The organism is Haloarcula amylolytica JCM 13557 (assembly GCF_000336615.1).
Classification (GTDB): domain Archaea; phylum Halobacteriota; class Halobacteria; order Halobacteriales; family Haloarculaceae; genus Haloarcula; species Haloarcula amylolytica.
In genome coordinates this window covers 93,041-115,078 of the sequence record NZ_AOLW01000019.1, presented here as the reverse complement: position 1 = coordinate 115,078, position 22,038 = coordinate 93,041, and the positions used below count along the sequence as shown (strand labels likewise).

Here is a 22,038-nt window from a genome sequence, read left to right as displayed (position 1 = left end):
GATAGATATCCGGTAACCGGTCCCCGGTCGTACAGATTGGCACCGCCGGGCAGTATAAGAGTCGGTCGCCCAAACGACGGAGTATGACGACAGATGCGACAGCGCTGTTCCTGCAGAGCGACGAAGTAGCTGACCTCGCCGAACCCACCGAGTACGTCGACGCCGTCAGAGAGGGGTATCGCCAGCGTGGCGAGGGTGCCCCGGCGACTCCCAGAACAACGCTGTTCTCGGACGAGCCTGCGGGAATGTTGACGGGCTATCTCGCGATCCTCCCCGACACCGGCGCGATGGGCGGGTACACCTACGCGGCCGGTTTCGGCGGGCGAGACGCGCACTTCACGCTCCCGATCTTCGACTCCGACAGTGGCGACCCGCTCGCTGTTCTCGACGGTGCGAGCATGAACCCGCACAAGACTGGCGCGGCCGGGGCAGTCGGTGTCGACGCACTGGCCCGCCGGGACGCCAGCGACCTCGCAGTCATCGGCAGTGGCGCACAGGCCCGCGGCCAGGTCCGTGCGACGGCGACAGTCCGAGACTTCGACCGCATCGAGGTGTACTCCCCGACGGCCAGTAGCCGGGAGTCCTTCGCCGCGGAGATGAACGACGCGCTGGACCCGACAGTGGCTGCCGTCGCGTCCCCGGCCGCAGCAATCGAGGGGGCCGATGTCGTTATCACGGCGACCAGCGCGAGCGACCCGGTGTTCGACGGCGACCTGCTCGAACCGGGAACTCACGTAACCGCGATGGGTCAGTACCACCCCGAGAAGCACGAACTGGACGCGACGACGATCGAACGCGCCACGTACGTTCCGGACTTGCGCGAGCGGGTGACACAGGACGCCGGGTCGTTCATCAACGCCCTCGATGCGGGCGTCATCGACGAGGACCACGTCCACGCCGAGCTAGGTGATATCGTCGCCGGCAACGCGCCCGGGCGGCAGTCACCCGAGGAGATTACAGTCTTCGACTCCGGCGGCACGGCCATCGAAACCGTCGCTGCGGGCCACATGTTGTACGAACGGGCGAAGGCCGAGGGTCGCGGTGAGGAGATCGATTTCTCGCCCGCGAGCAAGGCCCTGACCGGACGGTAGCGGCTACAGGAGAATTAGAGGTACGGGCCGAGACCGAGGGCGTCTACCAGACTGATACCGGCGGCGAGTGCGCCGACGATGTAGCCGGCGATGGTTCCACCGTTTAGAAGCGGGAGTCCTGCGTGTGCGCGCCCCTTCAGAACCATCCAGAGCAGTATCGTCAGGCCGACGTAGGACCCGAGCATCGCGGTCAGCGCCGGCAACGGGACACCGAACACCGACAGTACGTCCGACGAAGCGAAGAACGCGGCGCTGGCGACGAGTATCGACGGGATGATGGCGTCACCGAGACCGATAAACAGCGCGTCGCGCTCTAGGGGGTCAGTGTGACTGCTGTCACTCTCGTCTGTTTCGCCGGCGCCCGTCGCTTCGTCGGGGCGTTCCCCCGGCTGGCTCCCATCCGCAACCGCCGGACTGTCCGCGTCGGCTCCGGGTTCTGTGGTCGCAGGCTCCTCGGTCGCGTCGTCCGCCGCCGTTGCGTCGTCGTCAGTCTCGTCTTCTGCTACCGAGTCCGCCGCCGTTGCGTCGAGATAGGAGTACGACAGCGTCATCGGGATCACGAGGACGACGGGGACCTTGAGGTCCATGACGCCCGAGGCCAGCGTGAGCATGTGCTCAGTTCCGTAGACACTGATCGCATCGTACACGGCGAGTACAGTCAGCAGGACGAGCGCTGGCAACACCCCGAAACTGATGCCGAACAGGCCAGCGGCGGCAGCCCCCATCACCGCACCGGCGGCGTCGATGACGTACCACTCGGGATAGACCAGCAGTGCCGTCCCCAGGCCCAGCGCCAACAGGACGGCAACGACGTTGAGGCCGGCGTACGTGAGCACCGGCGGCACCAGCACCTGGAACACGTATAGAGAGAGCCAGGCCGAGGAGAAGACAATGAGCCCGCGAATGAGCTGGTCCACGTCGTAGCGGAAGGCAAGCAACATAACTGCCGTTGCGACCAGGATCGCCCCGACGTACATGAGGCTGTTCGTGGGGTCAGACGGGTCTTCGACGGCCTGGTAACCAGCCGATTCGAAGGGCTGGACCAGCGCCAGCGCGCCGAGTTGGACGAACAGGAAGATACCAGCGATAAGGCCACAACCGCCGAGGAGTCGCCACCGTCGCTCCATGCACACACGTCCTGCAGGAACCGGTTTGAGCGTTACGAAGCAGATGTTGACAGACGTCGGCGGTTTGGAGGGCTCTTACCGCGCGTACAGGACTGTGCCGACCAGCGCTGGGAGATGTACGCTGTCGTTCGGCGAGACAGCGAGATACGGGCGCTCGACCGGACCGAACACGTCGACGACGGAGCCAACCGTCTGGAGTTCCTCGTCGACCACGTCGGTTCCCACGGACGCGTATTCGTCGCCGGGTGCCCGGACGACGGCCAGTCCCTGTGCGACCCGCGAGACAGTGCCGATGCGTTTCATTCACGTAGCGCCTGCATGTAGGCCGCCACAGCCCCAAGCAGGTCGCTTTTCGTCGCGTCGTCTGCGTCCTTGACGACGACTCGCCCGCGGGCCTCGTACTCGCGTGGATACGTCTTGTCCCGCTCGATGACCACGTCGTAACCGACCTGCTGGACGGCTTTGGCGATCTCGTCGACAGTCGGGTCCTCGACGGCCAGATCCAGTGACACGCGACGCCCGTCGCTGCGCGAACGGTTGGCGTCGAGTGCCGCCGGCCAGATAACGTTCTCGACCATACCGGCAGTGGCCGCCCGTGGCATATATGGGTTATCGTCACCGGCGACAGTAGACGAAATGAAAATCAGATGAAGTATATGAAGAATCAAGCTTACATACCTCTGTAATCTATCCGTGGCATATGGTAAAGAAAGGGTTACTCGCTATCGCCGCCGTGGTGCTCCTCGTGGTCTTGGGGACGGGAGTGCTTGTCGGAGCACAGTTCGCGGGCGGGACAGCGGATACGACGACACAGACAACTGACTCACAGAGCGACGACGGTAGCGGTGGCTCACCGACGACGGCGACGGCGGGCAATAGCACTACGCCAACACCGGCGCCAGGAGCAAACGGGACGGCGACACCGGCCGAGACTGCGACCCCGAAACAGGAGTCGATCCCAGCACGGAAGTTCAATGAACAGAACGTCTCCGACTACGTCCGGCAGTTCCTCAACGAGGAACGCAAGGCTGCAGGTGTCCCAGCGTTCGAGTCGGGACTCCGGACCGAAGAGGATCTGAACGAGATGGCAAAGGGCCACAGCGAGCAGATGGCCGTCGAAGGGCAGGCGATCCACAAGATCGACGGCGTCTCCAGCAAAGACCGATACGAAAACACCGGGCTCTATGACCGGTGTACGTTCGACTCTGCGGAGGGTGAGTACATAGAGCAACCGGACCGAAACCGGTTCGAGGCGGTTGAGCAGACAGTCGCCGGACAAACGTACGAAGAGGACGGCAAAGAGCGGTTCCACGCCACCGACAAGGAAGTCGCCAGAAAGATCGTCGATGACTGGATGGCATGGCCGGACTACCGCGAACGGCTCACGCTCCGCAACGCGAATCTCGTCGGCATCGGCGTGGAGATAACCGATACCGGCAACGTGTACGCGACTGCCAACATCTGCGGATAGCGGTCGGACTGGACGACCGACGCGGCAATTGTTCTGACCGCCGGGCTGCTCGTGAGTGCTGTCTTGCTGCCACTGTCCTCTCTCTGTTCAGATTCTACGCTTTTCGTCCACATGCAAGCAGTGCCGTCGCTGTCCCGTTGTTCTCTGTGGTCGGGGAATCGCTGGTGGCAGTACTCAATCCGTCTATAGCGTTCCCCGGCATGCTGCTGCCCCTCATAGCGTGGCTAAACCAGTGGCTGTTCTCCTGCCCCTCACAAGACACTTACACAACCGGTCTCACCAGCTATCATGAATCGCCGACAGTTCCTCTCAATCTCAGCACTTTCCAGCTCTCTCTCCGGTTGTGTTGAGTGGAATTTTGACGGTACTACCGAAAACAACTCTTCAGCACCGAAGGCGACAGAAACGCCGAACGACACTGCCACTGAAACCGGGACGCCGCCTTCCGATGTATCGACACCGGAATGTTGGCCGTCGATGTGTGCCGGATCGAAACTCGTGGCGGTCCAAGTCGCAGGTGGTTTCTCGGGCGACGTTGTGCTAACTGCCACCTGTCAGAACAAGGAGCTTTCAGTTCAACCAGGCGAATCAGTCCGGATTAACCGCGAGGCGGACGCTGAGATCTGTGGAATCGGCTTATATGTCGATGGCAAGCAAGTATTCCGTGATCGGGTCGGAAGCCACCAAAGCGTGGATCTGACAGTGGATTCGAACGGCGAAGTAACTGGAAGATGGGTCGTTCAGTAACGGACTGACAGGCCGCTTCGGCGTAGTACTTCCATCTGATCGTGACTCCCATTCACCCTGCCGGAAATTCGCGATCTGCTGGCTGAGAATAATCTTCCGTAACTCGGCAGTTCTCGAAGCGAAAAGACGCCCAGCTACCGCGCTACTCGTCGCTGCCTTCGGAGTCGTCGCCGCCGCTCTTTTGCTCTGCCAGCCAGTCCTCGTACTCGTCCTGCGGGACGACCTCTACGGTCCCGAGCATCTGTGAGTGACCAGAGCCACAGTACTCGGCACAGTAGAGCTGGTACGTGCCGGTGTTACCCGCGTTGGTTCGGAGACGGTTGTACTGGCCGGGGAACGCGTCGGATTTCAGTCCAAGTCCGGGAACGTGGAACGCGTGTAGCCAGTCGGTCGACGTGACCCGCAAGGACACGTCCTGATTGGCCGGTATCTTCATGTTCGTCGTGGTGGACACCTCCGCCTCGCCGTCCCAGCTCGATTCGTTGTAGTAGAACGTCCAGCCGTACCGCTGGGCTTCGACGGTAATGAGTTCAGTGTCCTGCTCCTGCAGCTCGGCTTGGTCACCGGCCTCAGCGGTGACGTACGGGCTCGCCATCACCTGGTAGGAGGCGACCCCGACGAACAGGAGAATGATCGCCGTCGCGATGGTCCAGGTGACTTCGAGTCGGCGGTTCTCCTGCGTGGGAAGCGCCTCTTCCTGATTACGGAACCGCCAGACGGTGTAGATCAGAATCCCTTCGACGAGGACCGTAATCGGGAGGGCGACGTACAGGAGGTTCATGTTCAGCCCCCAGATGAGGCTATCCGTCGTCGAGTCCTGAATCTGTGCGGCGGCGGCCGGCTCGGCGGCGAGCGCGAGCAACGCAGCACCGAACAGAGCGACCAGACCGGCGCGTTTCCGGGTCATGGATGCGGCTTAGGATTTCGGGGATAAATAACTGCTGTCTTCGCCGCAGGCTCCCGATTTGCAGCGATAGGGCAGCGGAACGGCTCCGGACGGAGACAGCGGAATCGCGAGGTCTAAGTGGCCAGCATCGAAGGATACAATAATGGCAGAGAGCCGGACCTTCACCGGGCTGCTCGCCGCGACCGCCGTCGGCGTGTACTTGCTAGTTCTCGCCGGCGCGACGACAACGCTCACCGATGCGGCAGCAGCCTGTACTACATGGCCGCTGTGTGACGGACCGGTCGACGTGACGAACACGGCCCTGCTGGTCGCCTGGGGACACCGACTCGTCGCAGCCGCCGTCGGACTCCTCGTGGTGGCTGTGGCCGTTATCGGGCTCCGATCCAGCTGTCGCGGCCGCGTCAAGGCAGCTATCCTCCTCGGCACCGCGCTGTACCCGGTCCAGATAGCGCTCGGTGCCGTCGTCGCGACGAGCACCGAGACGGCGCTCCCCGGTGCCCACCTCGCTCTGGGGATGGGCATCTTCGGCTCGTTCGTGCTGGCCCTGGCGTGGCACCTCGAAGCTGAGACGGGCAGTGATGACGAGACCCCCGTGAAGAACCCGACACTCGCGCCGGAGCCAGCCGACGACGGTCCGGCACGGTCGCCGACGCTCTCCACCCGCGAGCGCATCGTCGAGACCGCATCGGCGTACTTCCGCCTGATGAAGCCCCGGCTGATGTGGCTCCTGTGTCTGGTCGCCGCGGCCGGGATGGCACTCGCCGCCGGGCAGACGCTCACCGTTCGGACGGTGCTGCTCACGCTCGGGGGTGGCGTCCTCTCTATCGGCGCGTCGGGGACGTTCAACCACGTCCTCGAACGGGATATCGACAAGCGGATGGACCGGACCTCGGACCGTCCCATCGCGACCCACCAGATTCCGGTCCGGCACGCACTGGCCTTCGGACTGCTCCTGTCGCTTGCGTCGCTGGGGCTGTTCTGGCAAGTGAACGCGCTCGTGGCGCTGCTCGGACTGACCGCGATCCTGTTCTACAGCGTCATCTACACGCTCGTACTGAAGCCCAACACCGTCCAGAACACCGTCATCGGCGGGGCCGCCGGCGCGCTGCCGGCGCTCATCGGCTGGGTCGCCGCTGACGGGTCGATCGGCCTCCCGGGCGTCGTCCTCGCTATCGTCATCTTTCTCTGGACGCCAGCACACTTCTACAATCTCGCGCTCGCGTACAAGGACGACTACGAGGCGGGCGGCTTCCCGATGATGCCGGTCGTCCGCGGCGAGACCGAGACGCGCAAACACATCGTCTACTATCTCGGGGCGACGCTCATCGCCTCGGGCGTTCTGGGCGTGCTCACGTCACTCAGCTGGCTGTACGCCGTCACGTCGGTGTTGCTGGGTGCAGTGTTCCTCTGGGCCGTCATCCTGCTCCACCGTGAGCAGACCGAAGCGGCGGCGTTCCGGGCGTTCCACGCGTCGAACGCCTACCTCGGGGCGGTCCTGATCGCCATCGTCGTTGATGCACTCGCACTATGAGTACCACGACAGCAACCTTCAGAGATGCAATCCCGGACACACGCTCGCTGGTGACCTGGGCAGCCGTGTTGAACGCGGAGGCCATCCTCGTTCTGGGCTACGTCCTCAACACGGCCCAACCCGCGACGGACCCCTTCTTGTTGCTGTTCCCGTTCATCTGGCTCAACATCGCCGGCCTCGTTGTCCTGCGGGTGCGCCCGGAACTGACAAGTCGCCGGCGAACGCTCGGCAGTGCGGTCGTCGCCCTGGGCTACCTGCTCGTGCTGGGGTACGTCGGCGGCGTGTACGGGACAGGCGGCCAGGGGACGGGGTTCCGGCTAGTCATGCAGGCCCCGCCCGGGTTCTCGCCGACGGTCGTGTTCAGCGGCGCGACTCTCAGCGTGGTGCTCATCCCGTGGAAAGTCGCCGGCTACCTGGCGCTCTCGTATCTGGTGTTCGTGACTGCCGTCGACGCGAGCGGCGGCGCGGTCGGCGGGGTCGTTGGCCTCTTTTCGTGTGTCTCCTGTGTCCTCCCGATTATCGCGTCGATACTGGGCGGGTTCGTCGGCATCGGGGCGACGCTGTCACAGGCGGCACTGTCCCAGTCGTACGGCCTCTCGACGGTGGTGTTCGTCACCTCGGTCGGACTGCTGTACGGCGTCCACCGCTTTGACGTGACGCTCGTCGGTCGGCTCCGAACGCTGGTCGACCGACCATAGAGCTTTCACGCAGACAGCCGTGAAAGCCGGTATGAGCTCTGTCGAAATCGAATACTGCGTCCCGTGTGGGTTCCGCGAGCGAGCAGTAGATGTTCAGCAGGCGGTTTTATCCGGACTGGAGCGGGAACTCGACAGCGTCCGGCTGGTCATGGGCGACCACGGCGTGTTCAGAATCAGTGTTGACGACGAGACCGTCTACGACAAAGCCGAGGCCAGTGAGGAGTTCGACGTAGACGCTATCGTACGCGAGGTCCGGTCGCACGTCATGTAACAGGGTATCGTGATGTCAGTGGAATCCCGTACCGGAGCTGCCATCGGTTTGAGACGGTCTACCGTACAACAAACTATTTATTGTTCTGCTGTGACATCTTCGGCAAATGGCGACGAAAACCGAGTTCTGTGACCACTGCGAAGACACTCAACCAGTCGTCACGGACAAGCCGTGGCTTCCGGCCGTCTGTCTGAGATGTGGCCGTAACGTGTAGCCGATAGCCGCGCGAGAACGGAACTGCTTTCGGCCACCCGACCGGACGAGGGCGCATGGACGAGGTACTGGTCGCGTCGGATGTCGGGCGGCGCTACGGCGATACGGTTGCACTCGACGGCGTTTCGTTGACGGCGACCACCGGAGAGGTGCTCGCGCTGGTCGGTCCCAACGGGGCTGGCAAGACAACGCTGGTACGGGCGTTGACCGGAACGACAGACGCGACCGGCGAGGTTCGGCTGTTCGGCCAGTCGCCCAGAACGGTCGCCCGCGACCGAATCGGTCTGCTGCCACAGTCGTTTTCGCCCCACGAGCGGCTGACGGCGCGGGAGCTGCTGGAATACTACGCCGGCCTGTACGATGACACTCGCGACGTCGAGGCTGTCCTTGACGACGTCGGTCTGGCCGACACTGCCAGCACGACATACGAGAATCTCTCGGGCGGGCAGCAGCGACGGACCTGCGTCGCGACGGCGCTGATTAACGACCCTGACCTCCTCGTGCTGGACGAGCCGACCACCGGCATCGACCCAGCCGGTCGGCGTGACCTCTGGCGACTGCTGGAGGGGCTTGCCGACCGCGGTGTGACGATACTCGTCACGACACACTACATGGAGGAAGCCCAGCGGCTCGCGGACCGCGTCGGCCTCCTTGCCGACGGGACACTCATCGCACTCGACTCGCCGGACGCGCTCGTGGCGGAGCACGGCGGCGACAGCCAACTCATCGTCGACGGGACCTTCGACGAGGCCGCCGCCTCGGTCATCGACTACCCGGCGGAGACGGCGCTCCGGAACGGCCGGCTGGTCGTCTACGGCATTCGCCCGGAGTCTATTGGCAACATCACTGAGCAACTGGGACAGGCGGGCATCGAGTACGACAGCCTGACCTGGAAACAGCCGGACCTGGAGGACGTGTACCTCGAACTCACCGGGACGGCTGTCGGCCAGCGCGGTGAACCAAAGCAGACGGAGCCGGCCGCGGGTGGTGTCCAATGAGCCGAGTGGGGCGACTCACAGCGGAGACGCGCGCGGCGTCACTGGCTTTCCTCCGGCGGCGGACGGCCGTCTTCTTCACGTTCTTCTTCCCGGTCATCATCGTCGTCATCTTCGGCGTGCTGGTCCAGACCCAGCCGGGTGGCGGCGGGCTGTTCACGGAGCCGCCGAGCTTCTACGCGCCGGGGTATCTGGCCGTCGTCGTCCTGTTTACGCCACTCTCCCGCGTCGGTAGTGAGGTGGCGCGGCATCGGGACGGCAACCGCTTCGAGAAACTGGCAACGACACCACTGACCCGGACCGAGTGGCTGCTGGCACAGACACTCGTCAACGTCGTTATCATCGGCATCGCCGGCCTCATCATACTCGGCATGATGGTGTGGCTGACCGGCGCGACCATCCGCCCGTCGGGGCTCCTGCTCCCCTTTGTCGGCCTCGGCGTCGCGCTGTTCTGTGCAGTCGGTGCGATGCTGGGCAGCCTTGCGGACTCGCAGGATGGCGTCATCGCGGCGAGCAACGGCCTCGCGCTCCCGCTGCTCTTTCTCTCGGAGACGTTCGTCCCGCAGAGCCTGCTGCCCGCGTGGCTGCCGACGTGGCTCTCGCCGCTGACGTACTTTTCGCGTGGCGTCCGTGCGGCGACGACCGGAACTGGGGATGCGCTCGGCCCGCTCGCTGTTCTCACAGTCTGTGCCGTCGTCGGCTTCGTGCTCGGTGCGCGGCTCCTCCCACAGACGGACTGAGAACCGACGGGACCTTTTACAAGCGTGCGACCGACGACAGCAGACTGGACAGCTCCGCTTCAGTCGCATTCCCCGACTTGATAGCGTCTTCGGGGTCACGTCCCATCTCTTGGACGGTTTCGATGGCGCGGTCGGGGCCGTAGTCGTAATGATACACCAGCCATGCGGCGAGTACCTGCCCGGTGCGGCCGATGCCGGCCAAGCAATGAACGACGACTCGCTCCCCTGTCTCACAGGCATCGACCAGGAACGGCAGAATATCGTCGTGGAGGCGGTCTTGAGGGATGAGTTGGTGATCGGGAACCGGTACGTGGCGGACTGATGACGCTCCGAAGGCCTCCCGATAGCGCTGGATGTTGGCCCCAGCGTCGTCGAGTTGCTGTCCGGGAAGCAGACAGCAGACCCGCCCGATGTCGTGTGCCTGCATATGTGCGATCCAATCGTCGAGAGCGTCCTGATGCGTGGCGGCCGAATGCCAGCCCGGCGCACAGGACCCGTAGACGTACTCTTCGTTGGAGGCTGCAGGCGCGAAGCGGTGTGGATTCACGATGGGCATAGCACCCGTTACCCTGCCTATCCCACCGACCCCCTTCATTCTACCCACCCAGTTCTCAGCTGTGATTCTCTGAATAGAAGGTGGTCTCCACGAGACCGCTTTCCAGCCCTGACCAGCTTCAGTGACCACGTTTATACTGTCAGTTCCCCCTACGTCGAGACATGGTGACGTTTCTCGCCGGCGGGACGGGAACGCCGAAGCTCCTTGCCGGTGCCGACGACGTGTTTTCGCCGGCGGCGACGACTGTCGTCGCTAACACGGGCGACGATATCGAACTGGGGGGCCACCTCGTGTGCCCGGACCTCGATACCGTCCTGTTTCTCGACGGTGAGGTCCTCGACCGGGAGACCTGGTGGGGTATCGCCGACGACACCGCCGAGACACACAGTGAACTGACGCGGCTCGCCGACGCCGCCGGGCTCGATGGCGGCCCACGATACCTCCCCGACGACGCGCAGACTGAGGGCCGAGATATCGCCCGCTGGCGACGCTTCTCCGGCGTTGCGGAGTTCATGCACATCGGCGACCGGGACCGCGCGGTCCACGTCACGCGCACCTCGCTCCTTGACGAGGGCCAATCACTGACAGCCGTGACTCGGACGCTCGCCGACGCGTTCGGATTGGACCGGACGCTGTTACCGATGAGCGACGACCCCGTCGCTTCGATCATCCACACGCCGAGCGGTCCGATGCACTTCCAGGAGTGGTGGGTCGGCCGCAACGGGGAGCCGTCGGTCGAGGACGTGGAGTTCCGAGGCTCCGAGGCGGCCAGCACGACGGATGCCGTCCTGACCGCACTCGACGATACGGTTGTCATCGGCCCGTCGAACCCCGTGACTTCGCTCGGACCGATGCTCGCCATCAATGACATCGAACAGGCGCTACACGAGACACCAGTCGTCGCCGTCTCGCCGTTCATCGAGGACACGGTGTTTTCCGGGCCGGCGGCGGACCTGATGGCCGGCGTCGGGCTGGAGCCCAGCACTGCCGGCGTGGCCGGGGCGTACCCCTTCGCTGACGCGTTCGTACTGGACGACGACGATTCCACGCCGCTCGACGTGCCGGTCGTCCGAACCGACACGACCCTCGACGACGCGGCCGACGCTGAGCGGGTGAACCGTGCCGTCGAAACGGCCCTCTCGGAGGTGGCCTGATGTTCGAGCCGCGCGTCGCCCTCGCGAGTCTGAGCGGCGAGGCCGACGCGTCGTGGGCCCGCGCGGTCGAATCCCACGTCGGGTGTGCGTTCCTCGGCGGTATCGCACTCGACGACCGGACGCGCGAGGCCGCCCGAGCGATGACGGACCGCGACCGCTCCGAGTTCCTGCCCGATGACCCGGTCGCGTTCGTCGACGACCAGCTCGGCGCGCTTGCGGACGCACCACTGCGCCCGGCGTTCAACGTCCGGAGCGCGACGCTTGGCCCCGTCGAGCGTGTCGCCGCCGTCTGTCAGCGCCACGACGCCATCATCGAGATCAACGCCCACTGTCGGCAGGACGAGATGTGCGCTATGGGTGCCGGCGAGGCGCTGCTTCGGGAGCCGGACCGCCTGGCCGAGTTCGTGGAAACTGCGGCGTCGACGGGCGCGACGGTGTCGGTGAAGGGCCGCGCCGAACTCGATGGCGTCTCGCTCCCAGCCGTTGCTCAAGCCATCGAAGACGCTGGTGGAGACCTGTTCCACGCCGACGCGATGGACTCGGAGTCGGTCATCGCTGACGTGGCCGACGCCACCGACCTGTTCGTCGTCGCCAACAACGGCGTTCGAGGGAGGGAGACGGCACAGGAGTACCTCTCGTACGGTGCTGACGCCGTCAGCGTCGGTCGCGCGAGCGACAAGCCGGCGGTACTCGACGAAGTCCGCGCAACGACAGCGGCGTGGTTCGGGTCGGAGGTGTCACCGTGAGCGAACGGTCGGTTGCACAGAACGCCCAGCTTGCACTGCTGCTGGAGGTCTCCGGGACGCCGAAGCCCGGCAACGTCGACCGCGAGCGGGAGTACGATGACCTGCGGTTCGAGCATTTCATGGCCGGGGCTGTGGGGGCGCGGCCGGGGCTTGACCGCGCGGCTGCCGCCGACCCTATCGGTCCCGCGTTCGAGACAGCCGTCGAAGGGATGGCCGCCCAATCCGGCGGGAACACCCAGTTCGGGGCCTTGCTGGTGCTCACGCCCCTTGCCGCCGCGGCCGCGGACAGGCGACTGTCACCATCCGATGTCGATGCTGTGGTTCATGAGACGACTGTCGACGACGCGGCGGCGTTCTACCGCGCCTTCGAACATGTCGACGTGGCCGTCGACGACCCGCCCGACGGGCTGGAGCCGCTCGATGTTCGCCGTGGACGCGACGCGATTCCGGAACTCCGCGCGCGAGAGATGACGCTGTTCGACGTGATGGCGTCCAGCGCGGATGTCGATGGCGTGGCCGCTGAGTGGGTGTCCGGTTTCGAGCGCGTGTTCGAGGCCAGCGAGTGGCTACTGGACGGGTCTGGCCCAGTCGCTGACCGCGCATCGGACGTGTTCATCGAACTGCTCGCGGCGGAACCGGACACCTTTATCGTCACGCGGCAGGACCGCGAAACCGCTGAGGAGGTCCAGCGACGGGCACAGGCCGTTCTCGACGGTGCGGAAACCGCGACCGACCTCGCCGAGGAGTTCGTCGAGCGGGATATCAACCCCGGAACGACTGCTGATCTCGTTGCGGGCGCGCTGTTCGTCGCGCTCGAACGGGGGCTCGAAGTGTGACCGGGGATTCCTCTGGAGATGGCGGCCCGGACTCCGGTGGCTCCGGGAAGGAGTGGCCTGTCGCGCTCGCCGGCGTCTCCGAGACCGTCGTCACTACCCTGGGGCCGAACGAGCGCTGGAACGTGGCTGCGCTGGGTGTCCATGCGCCGGACGGCGACGGACCAGCCACGGCGACGACGTGGGGTCGGACCCGGACCTGGCGGAATTTCCGGGAGCGTGGGAGCGGCTACGTCCAGTTCACTCGCGACCCGGTCGACTTCGCCGAGGCGGCGCTGTCGGTCCGGGAGGAGGACGACCCCGTCCTCAACAGTGCGGACGCCTGGGTCGAGGTCGAGGTCGGGCGGCGTGACTCCGGGTCGGAGGGCGATACGCAGTGGATCGAATGGGCGCTGCACCCCATTGACAGCGCTGTCGAGCGGCGTGTCGTCCCGACCACGAACCGCGGCCACGCCGCCGTCGTCGAGGCGACTGTGGCGGCCTCGCGGCTGGGCGTGCCCAGCTACGACCGCGAGACGCTGCTGGACCGGCTTGCGTACTTCGAGTCCGTGGTCGAAACGGCTGGCGGCGAACGCGAGCGAGCGGCTTTCGAGCGCGTTCGTGAGTTAGTTGACGCCGAGTGGTAGGGACGCCGCACGGAATGAGGGGCACACAGGCGACACACGACGACTCGTGACAGACTGTGTCGCACTCTCGCGGACCCTGCCACGGCGACGTTCAGCGCACGGTAACGGGTCGTTCCACCCCTACTGATAAACGTTCGCGTGCGTGGTCCGTTCCGAACCCTTTTTGAGTGCGACCAAGCAAGTAGCGCGCATGGCAATCAAACCCGCCTACGTCAAGAAGACCGGGACGCTCCTCATGGAGCGATACCCTGACGCCTTCGGTGCAGACTTCGAACACAACAAAGACGTCGTCGAGGAACTGACCAACATCGAATCCAAGGGTGTCCGCAACCGCATCGCCGGCTACGTCACCCGGAAGATGAACAACCCGGTCGAAGCGTAATTCGGTTCTTTCTCTCTGTTTCTTGCCGGTGACTGAGCCGCTGCTGTATCGGCTCTGAACCCTTACTGCTCTGGCTGGGCGCGCTGGCTGTCGCTCTGGCGCTTTCGGTGGATAATGCCCTGCATGTTGGCGGTGCGGGCGGCGATGTCGCGGAACGACTCGCCGACGTCGCTGTCCTCGTCGAGGACGAGCGGTTCCCCGGTCGTGCCCCCTTCCCTGACTTCGGGGTCGAGCGGGATCTCCCCGAGGAACGGCATCTCCGTCTCGTCGGCGAACTCGCGGCCGCCGCCGCTGCCGAAGATGTCGTGTGTGCCGCCACAGTCCGGACAGACGAACGACGACATGTTCTCGACGATACCCAGCACAGGGGTCTCGTGGCGACCGAACATCCGGAGCCCTTTCCGGGCGTCGTCGAGCGCGACTTCCTCCGGGGTCGTGACGATGACGGCTCCGGAGACGGGCACCTGCTGGAGCATCGTCAGTTGCGTGTCGCCGGTTCCCGGCGGCAGGTCCACGACCATGTAGTCGAGTTCGCCCCACAGCACGTCGTCCCAGAGCTGTGTGAGCACGTTGTCGACCATCGGGCCGCGGAAGATAACCGGGTCGTCCTTGCCGACGAGGAAGTCCATGCTCATCAGCTTCATCCCGTGTTTCTCGACGGGAATTATCTCCTCGTCCTCGGTCGCGCGCGGCGATTCGTCGGCGTCGAGCATCCGCGGGACGTTCGGGCCGTACACGTCGGCGTCGAACAGGCCGACGCGGGCGCCGAGCCGCGAGAGGCCGGCGGCGAGGTTCACCGCGACGGTGGACTTGCCGACCCCACCCTTCCCCGAGGCGACCGCGATGACATTCTTGACCTTCGGGAGCGGGTCCTCGGCCTCTGGGACGCCGCGGTCGACGCTCGCCGAGAGGTCTATCTCCTGATCGGTGTCACCCAGCGCCTCGCGGACCTCGTTCGCGATGCTCGTCTCCGTCGGCGAGTACGGCGCACCGAGCGCCAGGTCGATGCTGACCTCGTCGTCGGTCACGTCGATACTGTTTATCAGCCCGAGTGAGACGATGTCAGCTCCGAGGTCCGGGTCCTCGACCGTTCGCAGGCGCTCGCGTACGTCGTCTGTATTCATGCACAGGAGTAGGTCCCGGAGGTGCGATAAGGATTGTGACCCGTCGAATGCGGGCAGTCTGCTGCCCCGGCCCCGCAACAGCGGATAAGTTCTAATGTGTCACTCTCGCGTGCGCGAAGAACACTATCTCTCTATGGACGTCGAAACACGTAGACGCTCTCCCCGTCCAACTCGGCGCGCAACTCGCCGCTGTCGTGGTCGAACACGAGTCGCTCCGGCGTCCCGGCAAACGAGTGCAGCGGCATGCCGGTGTCTAATGTCCCGTCGGGGGCCACTGCGACGTGGGTTCGGCCGCTGAAGTCGGCCCGGAGGGTGCCGTCGTCCGTTTCGGTAACCGTGCCGGACCCTGAGAACCGTTCCAGATGGTCACGGACCGCTGTTCGGTCGGTCGGGTCGACGCTGTTGCCGCCGTCGGTAACGCGCCGGCGCATACGTCGACATGGGCGCCTATCGATGAATGTGTTGTGCTGGCACCTGACAAGTGCAGCGATGCTTGCGATTCCATGTCTCTGTGGGTATGTCCCGAAGTCACGCTGTCGGGCCCCTTCGTTGCGTTTAAATACAACCCCGGAATAGAATCGGATAGACTCGTGTAGGGGGACCAGCCCCCGAGTCCGCGTGCTGCGGGCGCGAGTGTCATAGAACGCGTGTCGTGGTAGCCAAGCCTGGCCCAAGGCGCAGGGTTGCTAACTCTGTGGCGTACAGCCTCCGGGGTTCGAATCCCCGCCACGACGCTCACCCATCAGTACCTACATATGAGTGCAGAAGACCCCAACGCGGGCGAGGACGCGGATGCCGAAGAGGAGGAGGACATCCGCTATTTCGTCCGTATCGGACAGACAGACCTCGACGGGACGAAATCCGTCGAGCGAGCACTGACAGAACTGAACGGTATCGGCCACCGGGCCGCCCGAATCATCACCCAGAAGGCGGACGTGGACCGGCGCGCGGTCTTCGGCAAGCTCGACGACGACGTCATCGAGCGCGTCGTCGACCACGTCGAGAACTTCGCTGACGAGGTGCCCGAGTGGATGGCCAATCACCAGAAGGACTACTTCACCGGTGAGACCACCCACGAGACCGGCAACGACCTCCAGCTCACCCGCCGGCAGGACATCAACCGCATGAAGATGATCGACTCCTACCGCGGTGTCCGCCACAAACGCGGCCAGAAGGTCCGTGGACAGCGTACCAAGTCCACCGGCCGGACGGAGGGAACCATCGGCGTCAACGTCGAGGCGATCAAAGAAGAGCAGGCTGAGGAAGCCGCCGCGGAGGATGACGAATAATGGCGCTTGGTTCAAACACGAAGTTCTACGAGACGCCGAATCATCCCTTCCAGGGCGAACGCATCGCCGACGAGGCCAACCTCATCGGCCGCTACGGCCTGAAGAACAAAGAAGAGCTCTGGCGCGCACAGTCCGAGCTCCGCGGCTACCGCCGCGAGGCCCGGAAGCTGCTGGGCAGCGCCGGCGAGCACGAGACCGAGTCCGAGGAGTTCCTCGCTCGGCTCAAGCGCTACGGCATCCTCAACGAGCAGGACCAGCTCGACGACGTGCTGTCGCTCGACGTGACCGACGTGCTGGAACGTCGCCTGCAGACGGTCGTCTACCGCAAGGGCTACGCGAACACGCCCGAGCAGGCCCGCCAGTTCATCGTCCACGGACACATCGTGCTGGACGACGCTCGCGTCACTCGACCCGGCATGACGGTGGAGACCGCCGTCGAGAGCTCGGTCGGCTTCGACGAGCACAGCTCGCTGTCGGACGAACTCCATCCTGAGCGCGCGGAGGCCCAAGAATGAGCGAAGAAACCGAAGACATCTGGGGCATCGCCCACGTACACGCATCGTTCAACAACACGATCATCACCATCACCGACCAGACCGGCGCTGAGACGCTCGCGAAGAGCTCCGGCGGGACGGTCGTCAAACAGAACCGCGACGAAGCGTCGCCGTACGCGGCGATGCAGATGGCCGAGGTCGTTGCGGAGAAAGCCCTCGACCGCGGTGTCGAGGGCGTCGACGTCCGGGTCCGCGGTCCCGGCGGCAACCTCCAGACCTCGCCCGGTCCGGGTGCGCAGGCGACGATCCGCGCACTCGCCCGAGCAGGTCTGGAGATCGGTCGCATCGAGGACGTCACGCCGACCCCGCACGACGGTACTCGTGCACCCAAGAACTCCGGATTCTAACCAATGACACAGGACTACGAGGTTGAGTTCGTCGAACGCGGCGAGCGCGAGGCACGGATCCTCGTGCGCGGCATCACGCCGGCTTTCGCCAACGGCATCCGGCGAGCGATGGTCGCGGACGTACCGACGTTCAGTATCGATACCGTCCGCGTCATCGAGAACACCAGCGTGATGTTCAACGAGCAGATCGGTCTCCGACTGGGACTGGTCCCGCTGACGACCGACCTCGACGACTTCGAGATCGGCGACGAGGTGACGCTGTCGCTGTCCGTCGACGGGCCGAGCACGGCCTACTCCAGCGACCTCGTCTCCTCGGACCCGATGGTCGAGGCGGCCGACGACAACATCCCGATCATCGACCTCAAGGAGGGCCAACGTCTCGAAGTCGAGGCAGATGCCGTCCTCGATACCGGTCGGGAACACGCCAAACATCAGGGCGGCGTGGCCGTCGGCTACCGACACCTCCAGCAGGTGGAGGTCGTCGGCGACCTCGGCGAGTTCGAGGACGACGACCCGAACATCCTGCGTGGCGTCATCGAAGAGCAGGCGGCCGAACACGCCGCCGGCGACGCCACCAACGGCGAACTCGTCGCGACAGACGAGTTCGACAACGACCTTCGGAACCGCTACCCCGGCAAGGATGTCGAGGTCTCGGACGTGCCGAACGCGTTCGTGTTCCACGTCGAGACGGACGGCTCGTTCACCACCGAGGAACTGGTCCTGCGCGCGGTCGAGACGCTGCGTGACCGCGCGACCGAACTGAAAGACGCAGTCCAACTGTAACGACACAATGCCCCGACACACCCCACCACTACCGATGACCGCCCGCTCCCCGAGCGCGAGGACCGAAAGGGGTTTTACGGGGCACGCAAAACGAACAATCGCGCGCAGGGATAGCCAAGTTTGGCCAACGGCGCAGCGTTCAGGGCGCTGTCCCGTAGGGGTCCGCAGGTTCAAATCCTGCTCCCTGCACTTTTCCCACAACGGAGGAATCATATGAGTAAGACGAACCCGAGACTCAGTAGTCTCATCGCCGACCTGAAGTCAGCCGCCCGCAGTTCGGGCGGTGCTGTCTGGGGCGACGTCGCCGAGCGCTTAGAAAAGCCACGGCGCACACACGCGGAAGTCAACCTCGGCCGTATCGAACGATACGCCCAGGAAGACGAAACCGTCGTTGTGCCCGGCAAGGTGCTTGGCTCCGGTGTCCTGCAGAAGGACGTCACCGTCGCCGCTGTCGACTTCTCCGGAACCGCCGAGACGAAGATCGACCAGGTTGGAGAGGCTGTATCACTCGAACAGGCAATTGAAAACAACCCAGAAGGCTCCCACGTCCGGGTGATCCGATGAGCGTCGCAGAGTTCGACGCGGATGTCATCGTTGACGCCCGCGACTGTATCATGGGCCGCGTCGCATCACAGGTCGCCGAACAGGCACTCGACGGCGAGACGGTCGCTGTCGTCAACGCCGAGCGCGCTGTGATCACCGGCCGAGAGGAGCAGATCACGGAGAAGTACAAGAAACGTGTCGACATCGGTAACGACAACGGGTACTTCTACCCCAAGCGACCGGACGGCATCTTCAAGCGCACCATCCGTGGCATGCTGCCCCACAAGAAGCAGCGTGGCCGCGAGGCGTTCGAGAACGTCCGTGTCTACCTCGGCAACCCGTACGACGAGGACGGCGAGGTCCTAGACGGCACGTCGCTTGACCGACTGTCGAACATCAAGTTCGTCACGCTGGGCGAGATCAGCGAAACGCTTGGAGCGAACAAGACATGGTAACGAACACGTCTGGCAAGAAGAAGACCGCCGTCGCCCGCGCGACCGTTCGCGAGGGCGAGGGCCGCGTGCGTATCGACTCGCAGCCGGTCGAACTCGTCGACCCCGAGCTGGCGCAGCTCAAGATGCTGGAACCGTTCCGCATCGCTGAGGACGACCTCCGCGGCGAGGTCGACGTCGAAGTGTCCGTCGAAGGTGGCGGCGTCATGGGGCAGGCAGACGCCGCCCGAACCGCCATCGCTCGCGGGCTCGTCGACCACACCAACGACGCCGAACTCCGTGACGCGTTCATGGAGTTCGACCGCTCGCTGCTGGTCAACGACGTTCGCCAGTCCGAACCCAAGAAGTGGGGCGGCCCCGGTGCGCGGGCCCGCTACCAGAAATCGTACCGCTAAGGTGATACAGGTATGATGGTACCGGTTCGGTGTTTCACGTGCGGTAACGTCGTCGGCGAGCACTGGGAAGAGTTCAAAGCACGCACCCGCGAGGCCGAGGAGCCAGAGGACCCGGAGAAGGTCCTCGACGAACTCGGCGTCGAGCGGCACTGCTGTCGCCGGATGCTCGTCTCACACAAAGACCTCGTCGACATCGTCTCACCCTACCAATGAACGCACAGGAAAGCCGCTACGAGAAGGCCCGCAAACTCGGCGCACGAGCGCTGCAGTTGGCCCACGGTGCTCCCGTGCTTATCGAGACGGAACACACCCAGCCGATACTCATCGCCGCCGAGGAGTACGACGCTGGCGTCCTACCGTTCACGGTCAACAGGAGTGATTAACGATGACGCTCATCACTGACATCCGACTCCGCCGCGTCCTCGACTCCCGCGGGAACGCGACCGTCGAGGCCGACGTTCTCACCGAGAGTGGGGGCTTCGGTCGTGGCAAGGCACCGAGCGGCGCAAGCACGGGCGAGTACGAGGCCATCGAACTCCCCGCCAACGAGGCTATCGCCAACGCCCGCGAGGAGGCACTCCCGCGACTCATCGGCGAGGTCCACGCCGGGAACCAGCGTGACGTCGACGCGGCGCTCCACGCCGCCGACGGCACCGACGACTTCTCCGGCATCGGGGCCAACAGCGCGGTCGCCATCTCGATGGCGGCCGCCAAGGCCGGTGCCGACGTGCTGGGCGCACCGCTGTACCAGCACCTCGGCGGCACGTTCCGGGGCAACGAGTACCCGACGCCGCTGGGCAACATCATCGGCGGCGGCGAGCACGCCGCGGACGCGACCAACATCCAGGAGTTCCTCGCGGCCCCTGTCGGCGCACCGAGCGTCGAAGAGGCTGTCTTCGCCAACGCCGCGGTCCACCAGGAGGTCCACGACATCCTGGCCGACCGCGACCTGCCAGCGGGCAAGGGCGACGAGGGCGCTTGGGCACCATCCGTCTCGGACGACGAAGCGTTCGAGATCATGGACGAAGCCGTCGAGACCGTGGCCGACGACTTCGGCTTCGCTATCTCGTTCGGCCTCGACGTCGCCGGCGCAGAACTCTACGACGCCGACGAGGACGGCTACGTCTACGACGACGGCGTCAAGTCCACACAGGAGCAGATAGAGTACATCGCCGGGAAGGTCGAGGAGTACGACCTCGTCTACGTCGAGGATCCCCTCGACGAGAACGACTACGAGGCCTTCGCGGACCTGACCGCACAGGTCGGTGACCAGACGCTCGTCTGCGGCGACGACCTGTTCGTCACGAACGTCGAGCGCCTGCAGGCCGGCATCAACGCCGACGCCGGGAACTCCATCCTGATCAAGCCGAACCAGATCGGGACGCTCACCGACGCTGTCGACGCCATCGAACTGGCGACGGCAAGCGGCTACGAATCCGTGGTCTCCCACCGCAGCGGCGAGACGGAAGACACGACGATTGCACACCTCGCTGTCGCCACAGACGCCCCGTTCATCAAGACCGGCGCGGTCGGCGGCGAGCGCACAGCCAAGCTGAACGAACTAATCCGTATCGAGGACAACGCAGTATGAGCGGCAACGAAAAAGAAGGTCTCGACGCGTCCGACTCCGACTTCGATCCGTCCGACGAGGACGACGAAGCGGCCGACGCGGAGACCGAAACGGAAGCCGAACAGCCCGCCGACGACGCCGCGGAGGCGACGGAGGCCGAACCAACCGATGCCGACACAGAGGCCGACGAAGCGGCCGAGGCCGACGAGGCCGCCGGCCCACAGCTGGACGAGGACGTCATGCCCGACGAGCAGTCGGAGGCCGACCTCCTCATCCCCGTCGAGGACTACCTCGGCGCCGGTGTCCACATCGGGACCCAGCAGAAGACCCAGGACATGGAGCGGTTCATCCACCGCGTCCGGACCGACGGGCTCTACGTGCTGGACGTCTCGATGACCGACGAGCGCATCCGCACCGCCGCGGACTTCCTGGCCAACTACGAGCCGGAGCAGATCCTGGCCGCGTCGTCGCGCCAGTACGGCCGGTTCCCGGCCGAGAAGTTCGCCGAAGCGATTGGCGCGCGCGTCCGCACCGGCCGGTTCATCCCCGGCACACTGACCAACCCCGACTACGACGGCTACATCGAACCCGACATCGTGGTCGTCACCGACCCGATCGGTGACGCCCAGGCTGTCAAGGAGGCCATCACGGTCGGCATTCCGGTCATCGCGATGTGTGACTCCAACAACACCACGTCGAACGTCGACCTGGTCGTCCCGACGAACAACAAGGGGCGCAAGGCGCTGTCGGTCGTCTACTGGCTGCTGGCCAACGAGACGCTCGACCGCCGCGGTGCCGAGCCGACGTACGGACTCGACGACTTCGAGTCCGACATCTAACGTCGCTGAACTGTTTCGTTTTCCGGCCCGTTGACGCACAAGTGGCGACGCCGG

General features: G+C 64.8%; 30 protein-coding genes and 2 tRNA genes. 25 read left to right on the top strand and 7 right to left on the bottom strand.

Annotation, left to right across the window (positions count from 1 at the left end):
• Positions 1-83: 83 nt before the first annotated feature.
• Positions 84-1,091, top strand: a complete 1,008-nt coding sequence (locus tag C442_RS10980; protein ID WP_008310403.1) for an ornithine cyclodeaminase family protein — start codon at positions 84-86, stop codon at positions 1,089-1,091.
• A 14-nt stretch (positions 1,092-1,105) separates the two neighbouring features.
• On the opposite strand, the gene C442_RS10975 is transcribed toward C442_RS10980, so the two are convergent.
• From C442_RS10975 to srp19, 3 genes are all read right to left on the bottom strand, one after another.
• The gene (locus tag C442_RS10975; RefSeq protein WP_008310401.1) at positions 1,106-2,218 is read right to left on the bottom strand and encodes a presenilin family intramembrane aspartyl protease PSH; all 1,113 of its coding nucleotides are present in this window, start codon (positions 2,216-2,218) and stop codon (positions 1,106-1,108) included.
• Positions 2,219-2,293: 75 nt separating this feature from the next.
• Positions 2,294-2,521: an H/ACA ribonucleoprotein complex subunit GAR1 gene (locus C442_RS10970; protein ID WP_008310399.1), complete on the bottom strand. Its 228-nt coding sequence runs from the start codon at positions 2,519-2,521 to the stop codon at positions 2,294-2,296.
• Complete coding sequence (gene srp19, locus C442_RS10965) at positions 2,518-2,796, bottom strand: signal recognition particle subunit SRP19 (RefSeq protein ID WP_008310397.1); 279 nt, start codon at positions 2,794-2,796, stop codon at positions 2,518-2,520. The genes C442_RS10970 and srp19 overlap by 4 nt, the downstream gene beginning before the upstream one ends.
• A 122-nt stretch (positions 2,797-2,918) precedes the next feature.
• Between srp19 and C442_RS10960 the strand changes: the two genes are divergently transcribed.
• Entirely contained in the window at positions 2,919-3,689 is a 771-nt protein-coding gene (locus C442_RS10960; RefSeq protein WP_008310396.1) for a CAP domain-containing protein, read from the top strand.
• An 889-nt stretch (positions 3,690-4,578) separates the two neighbouring features.
• Here the strand turns inward: C442_RS10960 and coxB are convergent.
• Positions 4,579-5,343: a cytochrome c oxidase subunit II gene (gene coxB / locus C442_RS10955; RefSeq protein ID WP_008310393.1), complete on the bottom strand. Its 765-nt coding sequence runs from the start codon at positions 5,341-5,343 to the stop codon at positions 4,579-4,581.
• 142 nt (positions 5,344-5,485) lie between these two features.
• Here coxB and C442_RS10950 point away from each other — a divergent pair, with 142 nt between their 5' ends.
• From C442_RS10950 to C442_RS10930, 5 genes are all read left to right on the top strand, one after another.
• Positions 5,486-6,874 carry a heme o synthase gene (locus C442_RS10950; protein WP_008310391.1) on the top strand — a complete coding sequence of 463 codons (1,389 nt, stop codon included), beginning with the start codon at positions 5,486-5,488 and terminating at the stop codon, positions 6,872-6,874.
• The gene (locus tag C442_RS10945) at positions 6,871-7,572 is read left to right on the top strand and encodes a DUF7546 family protein (protein ID WP_008310388.1); all 702 of its coding nucleotides are present in this window, start codon (positions 6,871-6,873) and stop codon (positions 7,570-7,572) included. The genes C442_RS10950 and C442_RS10945 overlap by 4 nt, the downstream gene beginning before the upstream one ends.
• A gap of 31 nt (positions 7,573-7,603) precedes the next feature.
• Positions 7,604-7,843 carry a SelT/SelW/SelH family protein gene (locus C442_RS10940; protein WP_008310386.1) on the top strand — a complete coding sequence of 80 codons (240 nt, stop codon included), beginning with the start codon at positions 7,604-7,606 and terminating at the stop codon, positions 7,841-7,843.
• 269 nt (positions 7,844-8,112) lie between these two features.
• On the top strand, positions 8,113-9,054 hold the full coding sequence (locus tag C442_RS10935; protein WP_008310385.1) for an ABC transporter ATP-binding protein: 942 nt from the start codon (positions 8,113-8,115) through the stop codon (positions 9,052-9,054).
• The gene (locus tag C442_RS10930) at positions 9,051-9,791 is read left to right on the top strand and encodes an ABC transporter permease (RefSeq protein WP_008310382.1); all 741 of its coding nucleotides are present in this window, start codon (positions 9,051-9,053) and stop codon (positions 9,789-9,791) included. The genes C442_RS10935 and C442_RS10930 overlap by 4 nt, the downstream gene beginning before the upstream one ends.
• A gap of 16 nt (positions 9,792-9,807) precedes the next feature.
• On the opposite strand, the gene C442_RS10925 is transcribed toward C442_RS10930, so the two are convergent.
• The gene (locus C442_RS10925; protein ID WP_008310381.1) at positions 9,808-10,347 is read right to left on the bottom strand and encodes a protein-tyrosine phosphatase family protein; all 540 of its coding nucleotides are present in this window, start codon (positions 10,345-10,347) and stop codon (positions 9,808-9,810) included.
• Positions 10,348-10,508: 161 nt separating this feature from the next.
• On the opposite strand from C442_RS10925, the gene cofD reads away from it, so the two are divergent.
• The 5 genes from cofD to C442_RS10900 all read left to right on the top strand — a co-directional run bounded on the left by cofD (position 10,509) and on the right by C442_RS10900 (position 14,088).
• Positions 10,509-11,501, top strand: a complete 993-nt coding sequence (gene cofD, locus C442_RS10920; protein WP_008310380.1) for a 2-phospho-L-lactate transferase — start codon at positions 10,509-10,511, stop codon at positions 11,499-11,501.
• Positions 11,501-12,247 carry a tRNA-dihydrouridine synthase gene (locus tag C442_RS10915; RefSeq protein ID WP_008310379.1) on the top strand — a complete coding sequence of 249 codons (747 nt, stop codon included), beginning with the start codon at positions 11,501-11,503 and terminating at the stop codon, positions 12,245-12,247. Before cofD ends, C442_RS10915 begins: the two co-directional genes overlap by 1 nt.
• Positions 12,220-13,083, top strand: coding sequence for a triphosphoribosyl-dephospho-CoA synthase (locus C442_RS10910; RefSeq protein ID WP_049942945.1), 864 nt, complete (start codon positions 12,220-12,222; stop codon positions 13,081-13,083). Before C442_RS10915 ends, C442_RS10910 begins: the two co-directional genes overlap by 28 nt.
• On the top strand, positions 13,080-13,706 hold the full coding sequence (locus C442_RS10905) for a DUF447 domain-containing protein (protein ID WP_008310377.1): 627 nt from the start codon (positions 13,080-13,082) through the stop codon (positions 13,704-13,706). The genes C442_RS10910 and C442_RS10905 overlap by 4 nt, the downstream gene beginning before the upstream one ends.
• Before the next feature lie 190 nt (positions 13,707-13,896).
• The gene (locus tag C442_RS10900; protein ID WP_004516807.1) at positions 13,897-14,088 is read left to right on the top strand and encodes a 30S ribosomal protein S17e; all 192 of its coding nucleotides are present in this window, start codon (positions 13,897-13,899) and stop codon (positions 14,086-14,088) included.
• A 62-nt stretch (positions 14,089-14,150) separates the two neighbouring features.
• Here the strand turns inward: C442_RS10900 and C442_RS10895 are convergent, their stop codons facing one another.
• Both C442_RS10895 and C442_RS10890 read right to left on the bottom strand, forming a co-directional pair.
• Positions 14,151-15,212 carry an Mrp/NBP35 family ATP-binding protein gene (locus tag C442_RS10895; protein WP_008310375.1) on the bottom strand — a complete coding sequence of 354 codons (1,062 nt, stop codon included), beginning with the start codon at positions 15,210-15,212 and terminating at the stop codon, positions 14,151-14,153.
• 131 nt (positions 15,213-15,343) lie between these two features.
• On the bottom strand, positions 15,344-15,643 hold the full coding sequence (locus C442_RS10890; RefSeq protein ID WP_008310373.1) for a hypothetical protein: 300 nt from the start codon (positions 15,641-15,643) through the stop codon (positions 15,344-15,346).
• A 218-nt stretch (positions 15,644-15,861) separates the two neighbouring features.
• Between C442_RS10890 and C442_RS10885 the strand changes: the two genes are divergently transcribed.
• The 13 genes from C442_RS10885 to rpsB all read left to right on the top strand — a co-directional run bounded on the left by C442_RS10885 (position 15,862) and on the right by rpsB (position 21,984).
• A tRNA-Ser gene (locus tag C442_RS10885) sits at positions 15,862-15,946 on the top strand.
• Positions 15,947-15,967: 21 nt separating this feature from the next.
• Positions 15,968-16,501, top strand: coding sequence for a 30S ribosomal protein S13 (locus C442_RS10880; protein WP_008310371.1), 534 nt, complete (start codon positions 15,968-15,970; stop codon positions 16,499-16,501).
• Positions 16,501-17,016: a 30S ribosomal protein S4 gene (locus tag C442_RS10875; protein ID WP_004593562.1), complete on the top strand. Its 516-nt coding sequence runs from the start codon at positions 16,501-16,503 to the stop codon at positions 17,014-17,016. The genes C442_RS10880 and C442_RS10875 overlap by 1 nt, the downstream gene beginning before the upstream one ends.
• Entirely contained in the window at positions 17,013-17,402 is a 390-nt protein-coding gene (locus C442_RS10870) for a 30S ribosomal protein S11 (protein WP_004516802.1), read from the top strand. The genes C442_RS10875 and C442_RS10870 overlap by 4 nt, the downstream gene beginning before the upstream one ends.
• Positions 17,403-17,405: 3 nt before the next feature.
• Positions 17,406-18,185 carry a DNA-directed RNA polymerase subunit D gene (locus C442_RS10865; RefSeq protein WP_004963344.1) on the top strand — a complete coding sequence of 260 codons (780 nt, stop codon included), beginning with the start codon at positions 17,406-17,408 and terminating at the stop codon, positions 18,183-18,185.
• Positions 18,186-18,289: 104 nt separating this feature from the next.
• Positions 18,290-18,374 (top strand) — tRNA-Leu (locus C442_RS10860).
• A 24-nt stretch (positions 18,375-18,398) separates the two neighbouring features.
• Complete coding sequence (locus C442_RS10855; RefSeq protein WP_004516800.1) at positions 18,399-18,749, top strand: 50S ribosomal protein L18e; 351 nt, start codon at positions 18,399-18,401, stop codon at positions 18,747-18,749.
• Positions 18,746-19,183: a 50S ribosomal protein L13 gene (locus C442_RS10850; RefSeq protein ID WP_008310363.1), complete on the top strand. Its 438-nt coding sequence runs from the start codon at positions 18,746-18,748 to the stop codon at positions 19,181-19,183. The genes C442_RS10855 and C442_RS10850 overlap by 4 nt, the downstream gene beginning before the upstream one ends.
• Entirely contained in the window at positions 19,177-19,575 is a 399-nt protein-coding gene (locus C442_RS10845; RefSeq protein ID WP_004516798.1) for a 30S ribosomal protein S9, read from the top strand. Before C442_RS10850 ends, C442_RS10845 begins: the two co-directional genes overlap by 7 nt.
• A gap of 12 nt (positions 19,576-19,587) precedes the next feature.
• The gene (locus tag C442_RS10840; protein WP_004516797.1) at positions 19,588-19,788 is read left to right on the top strand and encodes a DNA-directed RNA polymerase subunit N; all 201 of its coding nucleotides are present in this window, start codon (positions 19,588-19,590) and stop codon (positions 19,786-19,788) included.
• Positions 19,785-19,958 carry a DNA-directed RNA polymerase subunit K gene (locus C442_RS10835; protein WP_004516796.1) on the top strand — a complete coding sequence of 58 codons (174 nt, stop codon included), beginning with the start codon at positions 19,785-19,787 and terminating at the stop codon, positions 19,956-19,958. The genes C442_RS10840 and C442_RS10835 overlap by 4 nt, the downstream gene beginning before the upstream one ends.
• Before the next feature lie 2 nt (positions 19,959-19,960).
• Complete coding sequence (gene eno / locus C442_RS10830; RefSeq protein ID WP_008310358.1) at positions 19,961-21,166, top strand: phosphopyruvate hydratase; 1,206 nt, start codon at positions 19,961-19,963, stop codon at positions 21,164-21,166.
• The gene (gene rpsB, locus C442_RS10825) at positions 21,163-21,984 is read left to right on the top strand and encodes a 30S ribosomal protein S2 (RefSeq protein ID WP_008310357.1); all 822 of its coding nucleotides are present in this window, start codon (positions 21,163-21,165) and stop codon (positions 21,982-21,984) included. The genes eno and rpsB overlap by 4 nt, the downstream gene beginning before the upstream one ends.
• Positions 21,985-22,038: the final 54 nt, after the last annotated feature.

Coding starts and splice junctions, on each gene's coding strand:
- C442_RS10980 (WP_008310403.1), top strand. CDS start 84: ATGACGACAGATGCGACAGCGCTGTTCCTGCAGAGCGACGAAGTAGCT.
- C442_RS10975 (WP_008310401.1), bottom strand. CDS start 2,218: ATGGAGCGACGGTGGCGACTCCTCGGCGGTTGTGGCCTTATCGCTGGT.
- C442_RS10970 (WP_008310399.1), bottom strand. CDS start 2,521: ATGAAACGCATCGGCACTGTCTCGCGGGTCGCACAGGGACTGGCCGTC.
- srp19 (WP_008310397.1), bottom strand. CDS start 2,796: ATGGTCGAGAACGTTATCTGGCCGGCGGCACTCGACGCCAACCGTTCG.
- C442_RS10960 (WP_008310396.1), top strand. CDS start 2,919: ATGGTAAAGAAAGGGTTACTCGCTATCGCCGCCGTGGTGCTCCTCGTG.
- coxB (WP_008310393.1), bottom strand. CDS start 5,343: ATGACCCGGAAACGCGCCGGTCTGGTCGCTCTGTTCGGTGCTGCGTTG.
- C442_RS10950 (WP_008310391.1), top strand. CDS start 5,486: ATGGCAGAGAGCCGGACCTTCACCGGGCTGCTCGCCGCGACCGCCGTC.
- C442_RS10945 (WP_008310388.1), top strand. CDS start 6,871: ATGAGTACCACGACAGCAACCTTCAGAGATGCAATCCCGGACACACGC.
- C442_RS10940 (WP_008310386.1), top strand. CDS start 7,604: ATGAGCTCTGTCGAAATCGAATACTGCGTCCCGTGTGGGTTCCGCGAG.
- C442_RS10935 (WP_008310385.1), top strand. CDS start 8,113: ATGGACGAGGTACTGGTCGCGTCGGATGTCGGGCGGCGCTACGGCGAT.
- C442_RS10930 (WP_008310382.1), top strand. CDS start 9,051: ATGAGCCGAGTGGGGCGACTCACAGCGGAGACGCGCGCGGCGTCACTG.
- C442_RS10925 (WP_008310381.1), bottom strand. CDS start 10,347: ATGCCCATCGTGAATCCACACCGCTTCGCGCCTGCAGCCTCCAACGAA.
- cofD (WP_008310380.1), top strand. CDS start 10,509: ATGGTGACGTTTCTCGCCGGCGGGACGGGAACGCCGAAGCTCCTTGCC.
- C442_RS10915 (WP_008310379.1), top strand. CDS start 11,501: ATGTTCGAGCCGCGCGTCGCCCTCGCGAGTCTGAGCGGCGAGGCCGAC.
- C442_RS10900 (WP_004516807.1), top strand. CDS start 13,897: ATGGCAATCAAACCCGCCTACGTCAAGAAGACCGGGACGCTCCTCATG.
- C442_RS10895 (WP_008310375.1), bottom strand. CDS start 15,212: ATGAATACAGACGACGTACGCGAGCGCCTGCGAACGGTCGAGGACCCG.
- C442_RS10890 (WP_008310373.1), bottom strand. CDS start 15,643: ATGCGCCGGCGCGTTACCGACGGCGGCAACAGCGTCGACCCGACCGAC.
- C442_RS10880 (WP_008310371.1), top strand. CDS start 15,968: ATGAGTGCAGAAGACCCCAACGCGGGCGAGGACGCGGATGCCGAAGAG.
- C442_RS10875 (WP_004593562.1), top strand. CDS start 16,501: ATGGCGCTTGGTTCAAACACGAAGTTCTACGAGACGCCGAATCATCCC.
- C442_RS10870 (WP_004516802.1), top strand. CDS start 17,013: ATGAGCGAAGAAACCGAAGACATCTGGGGCATCGCCCACGTACACGCA.
- C442_RS10865 (WP_004963344.1), top strand. CDS start 17,406: ATGACACAGGACTACGAGGTTGAGTTCGTCGAACGCGGCGAGCGCGAG.
- C442_RS10855 (WP_004516800.1), top strand. CDS start 18,399: ATGAGTAAGACGAACCCGAGACTCAGTAGTCTCATCGCCGACCTGAAG.
- C442_RS10850 (WP_008310363.1), top strand. CDS start 18,746: ATGAGCGTCGCAGAGTTCGACGCGGATGTCATCGTTGACGCCCGCGAC.
- C442_RS10845 (WP_004516798.1), top strand. CDS start 19,177: ATGGTAACGAACACGTCTGGCAAGAAGAAGACCGCCGTCGCCCGCGCG.
- C442_RS10840 (WP_004516797.1), top strand. CDS start 19,588: ATGATGGTACCGGTTCGGTGTTTCACGTGCGGTAACGTCGTCGGCGAG.
- C442_RS10835 (WP_004516796.1), top strand. CDS start 19,785: ATGAACGCACAGGAAAGCCGCTACGAGAAGGCCCGCAAACTCGGCGCA.
- eno (WP_008310358.1), top strand. CDS start 19,961: ATGACGCTCATCACTGACATCCGACTCCGCCGCGTCCTCGACTCCCGC.
- rpsB (WP_008310357.1), top strand. CDS start 21,163: ATGAGCGGCAACGAAAAAGAAGGTCTCGACGCGTCCGACTCCGACTTC.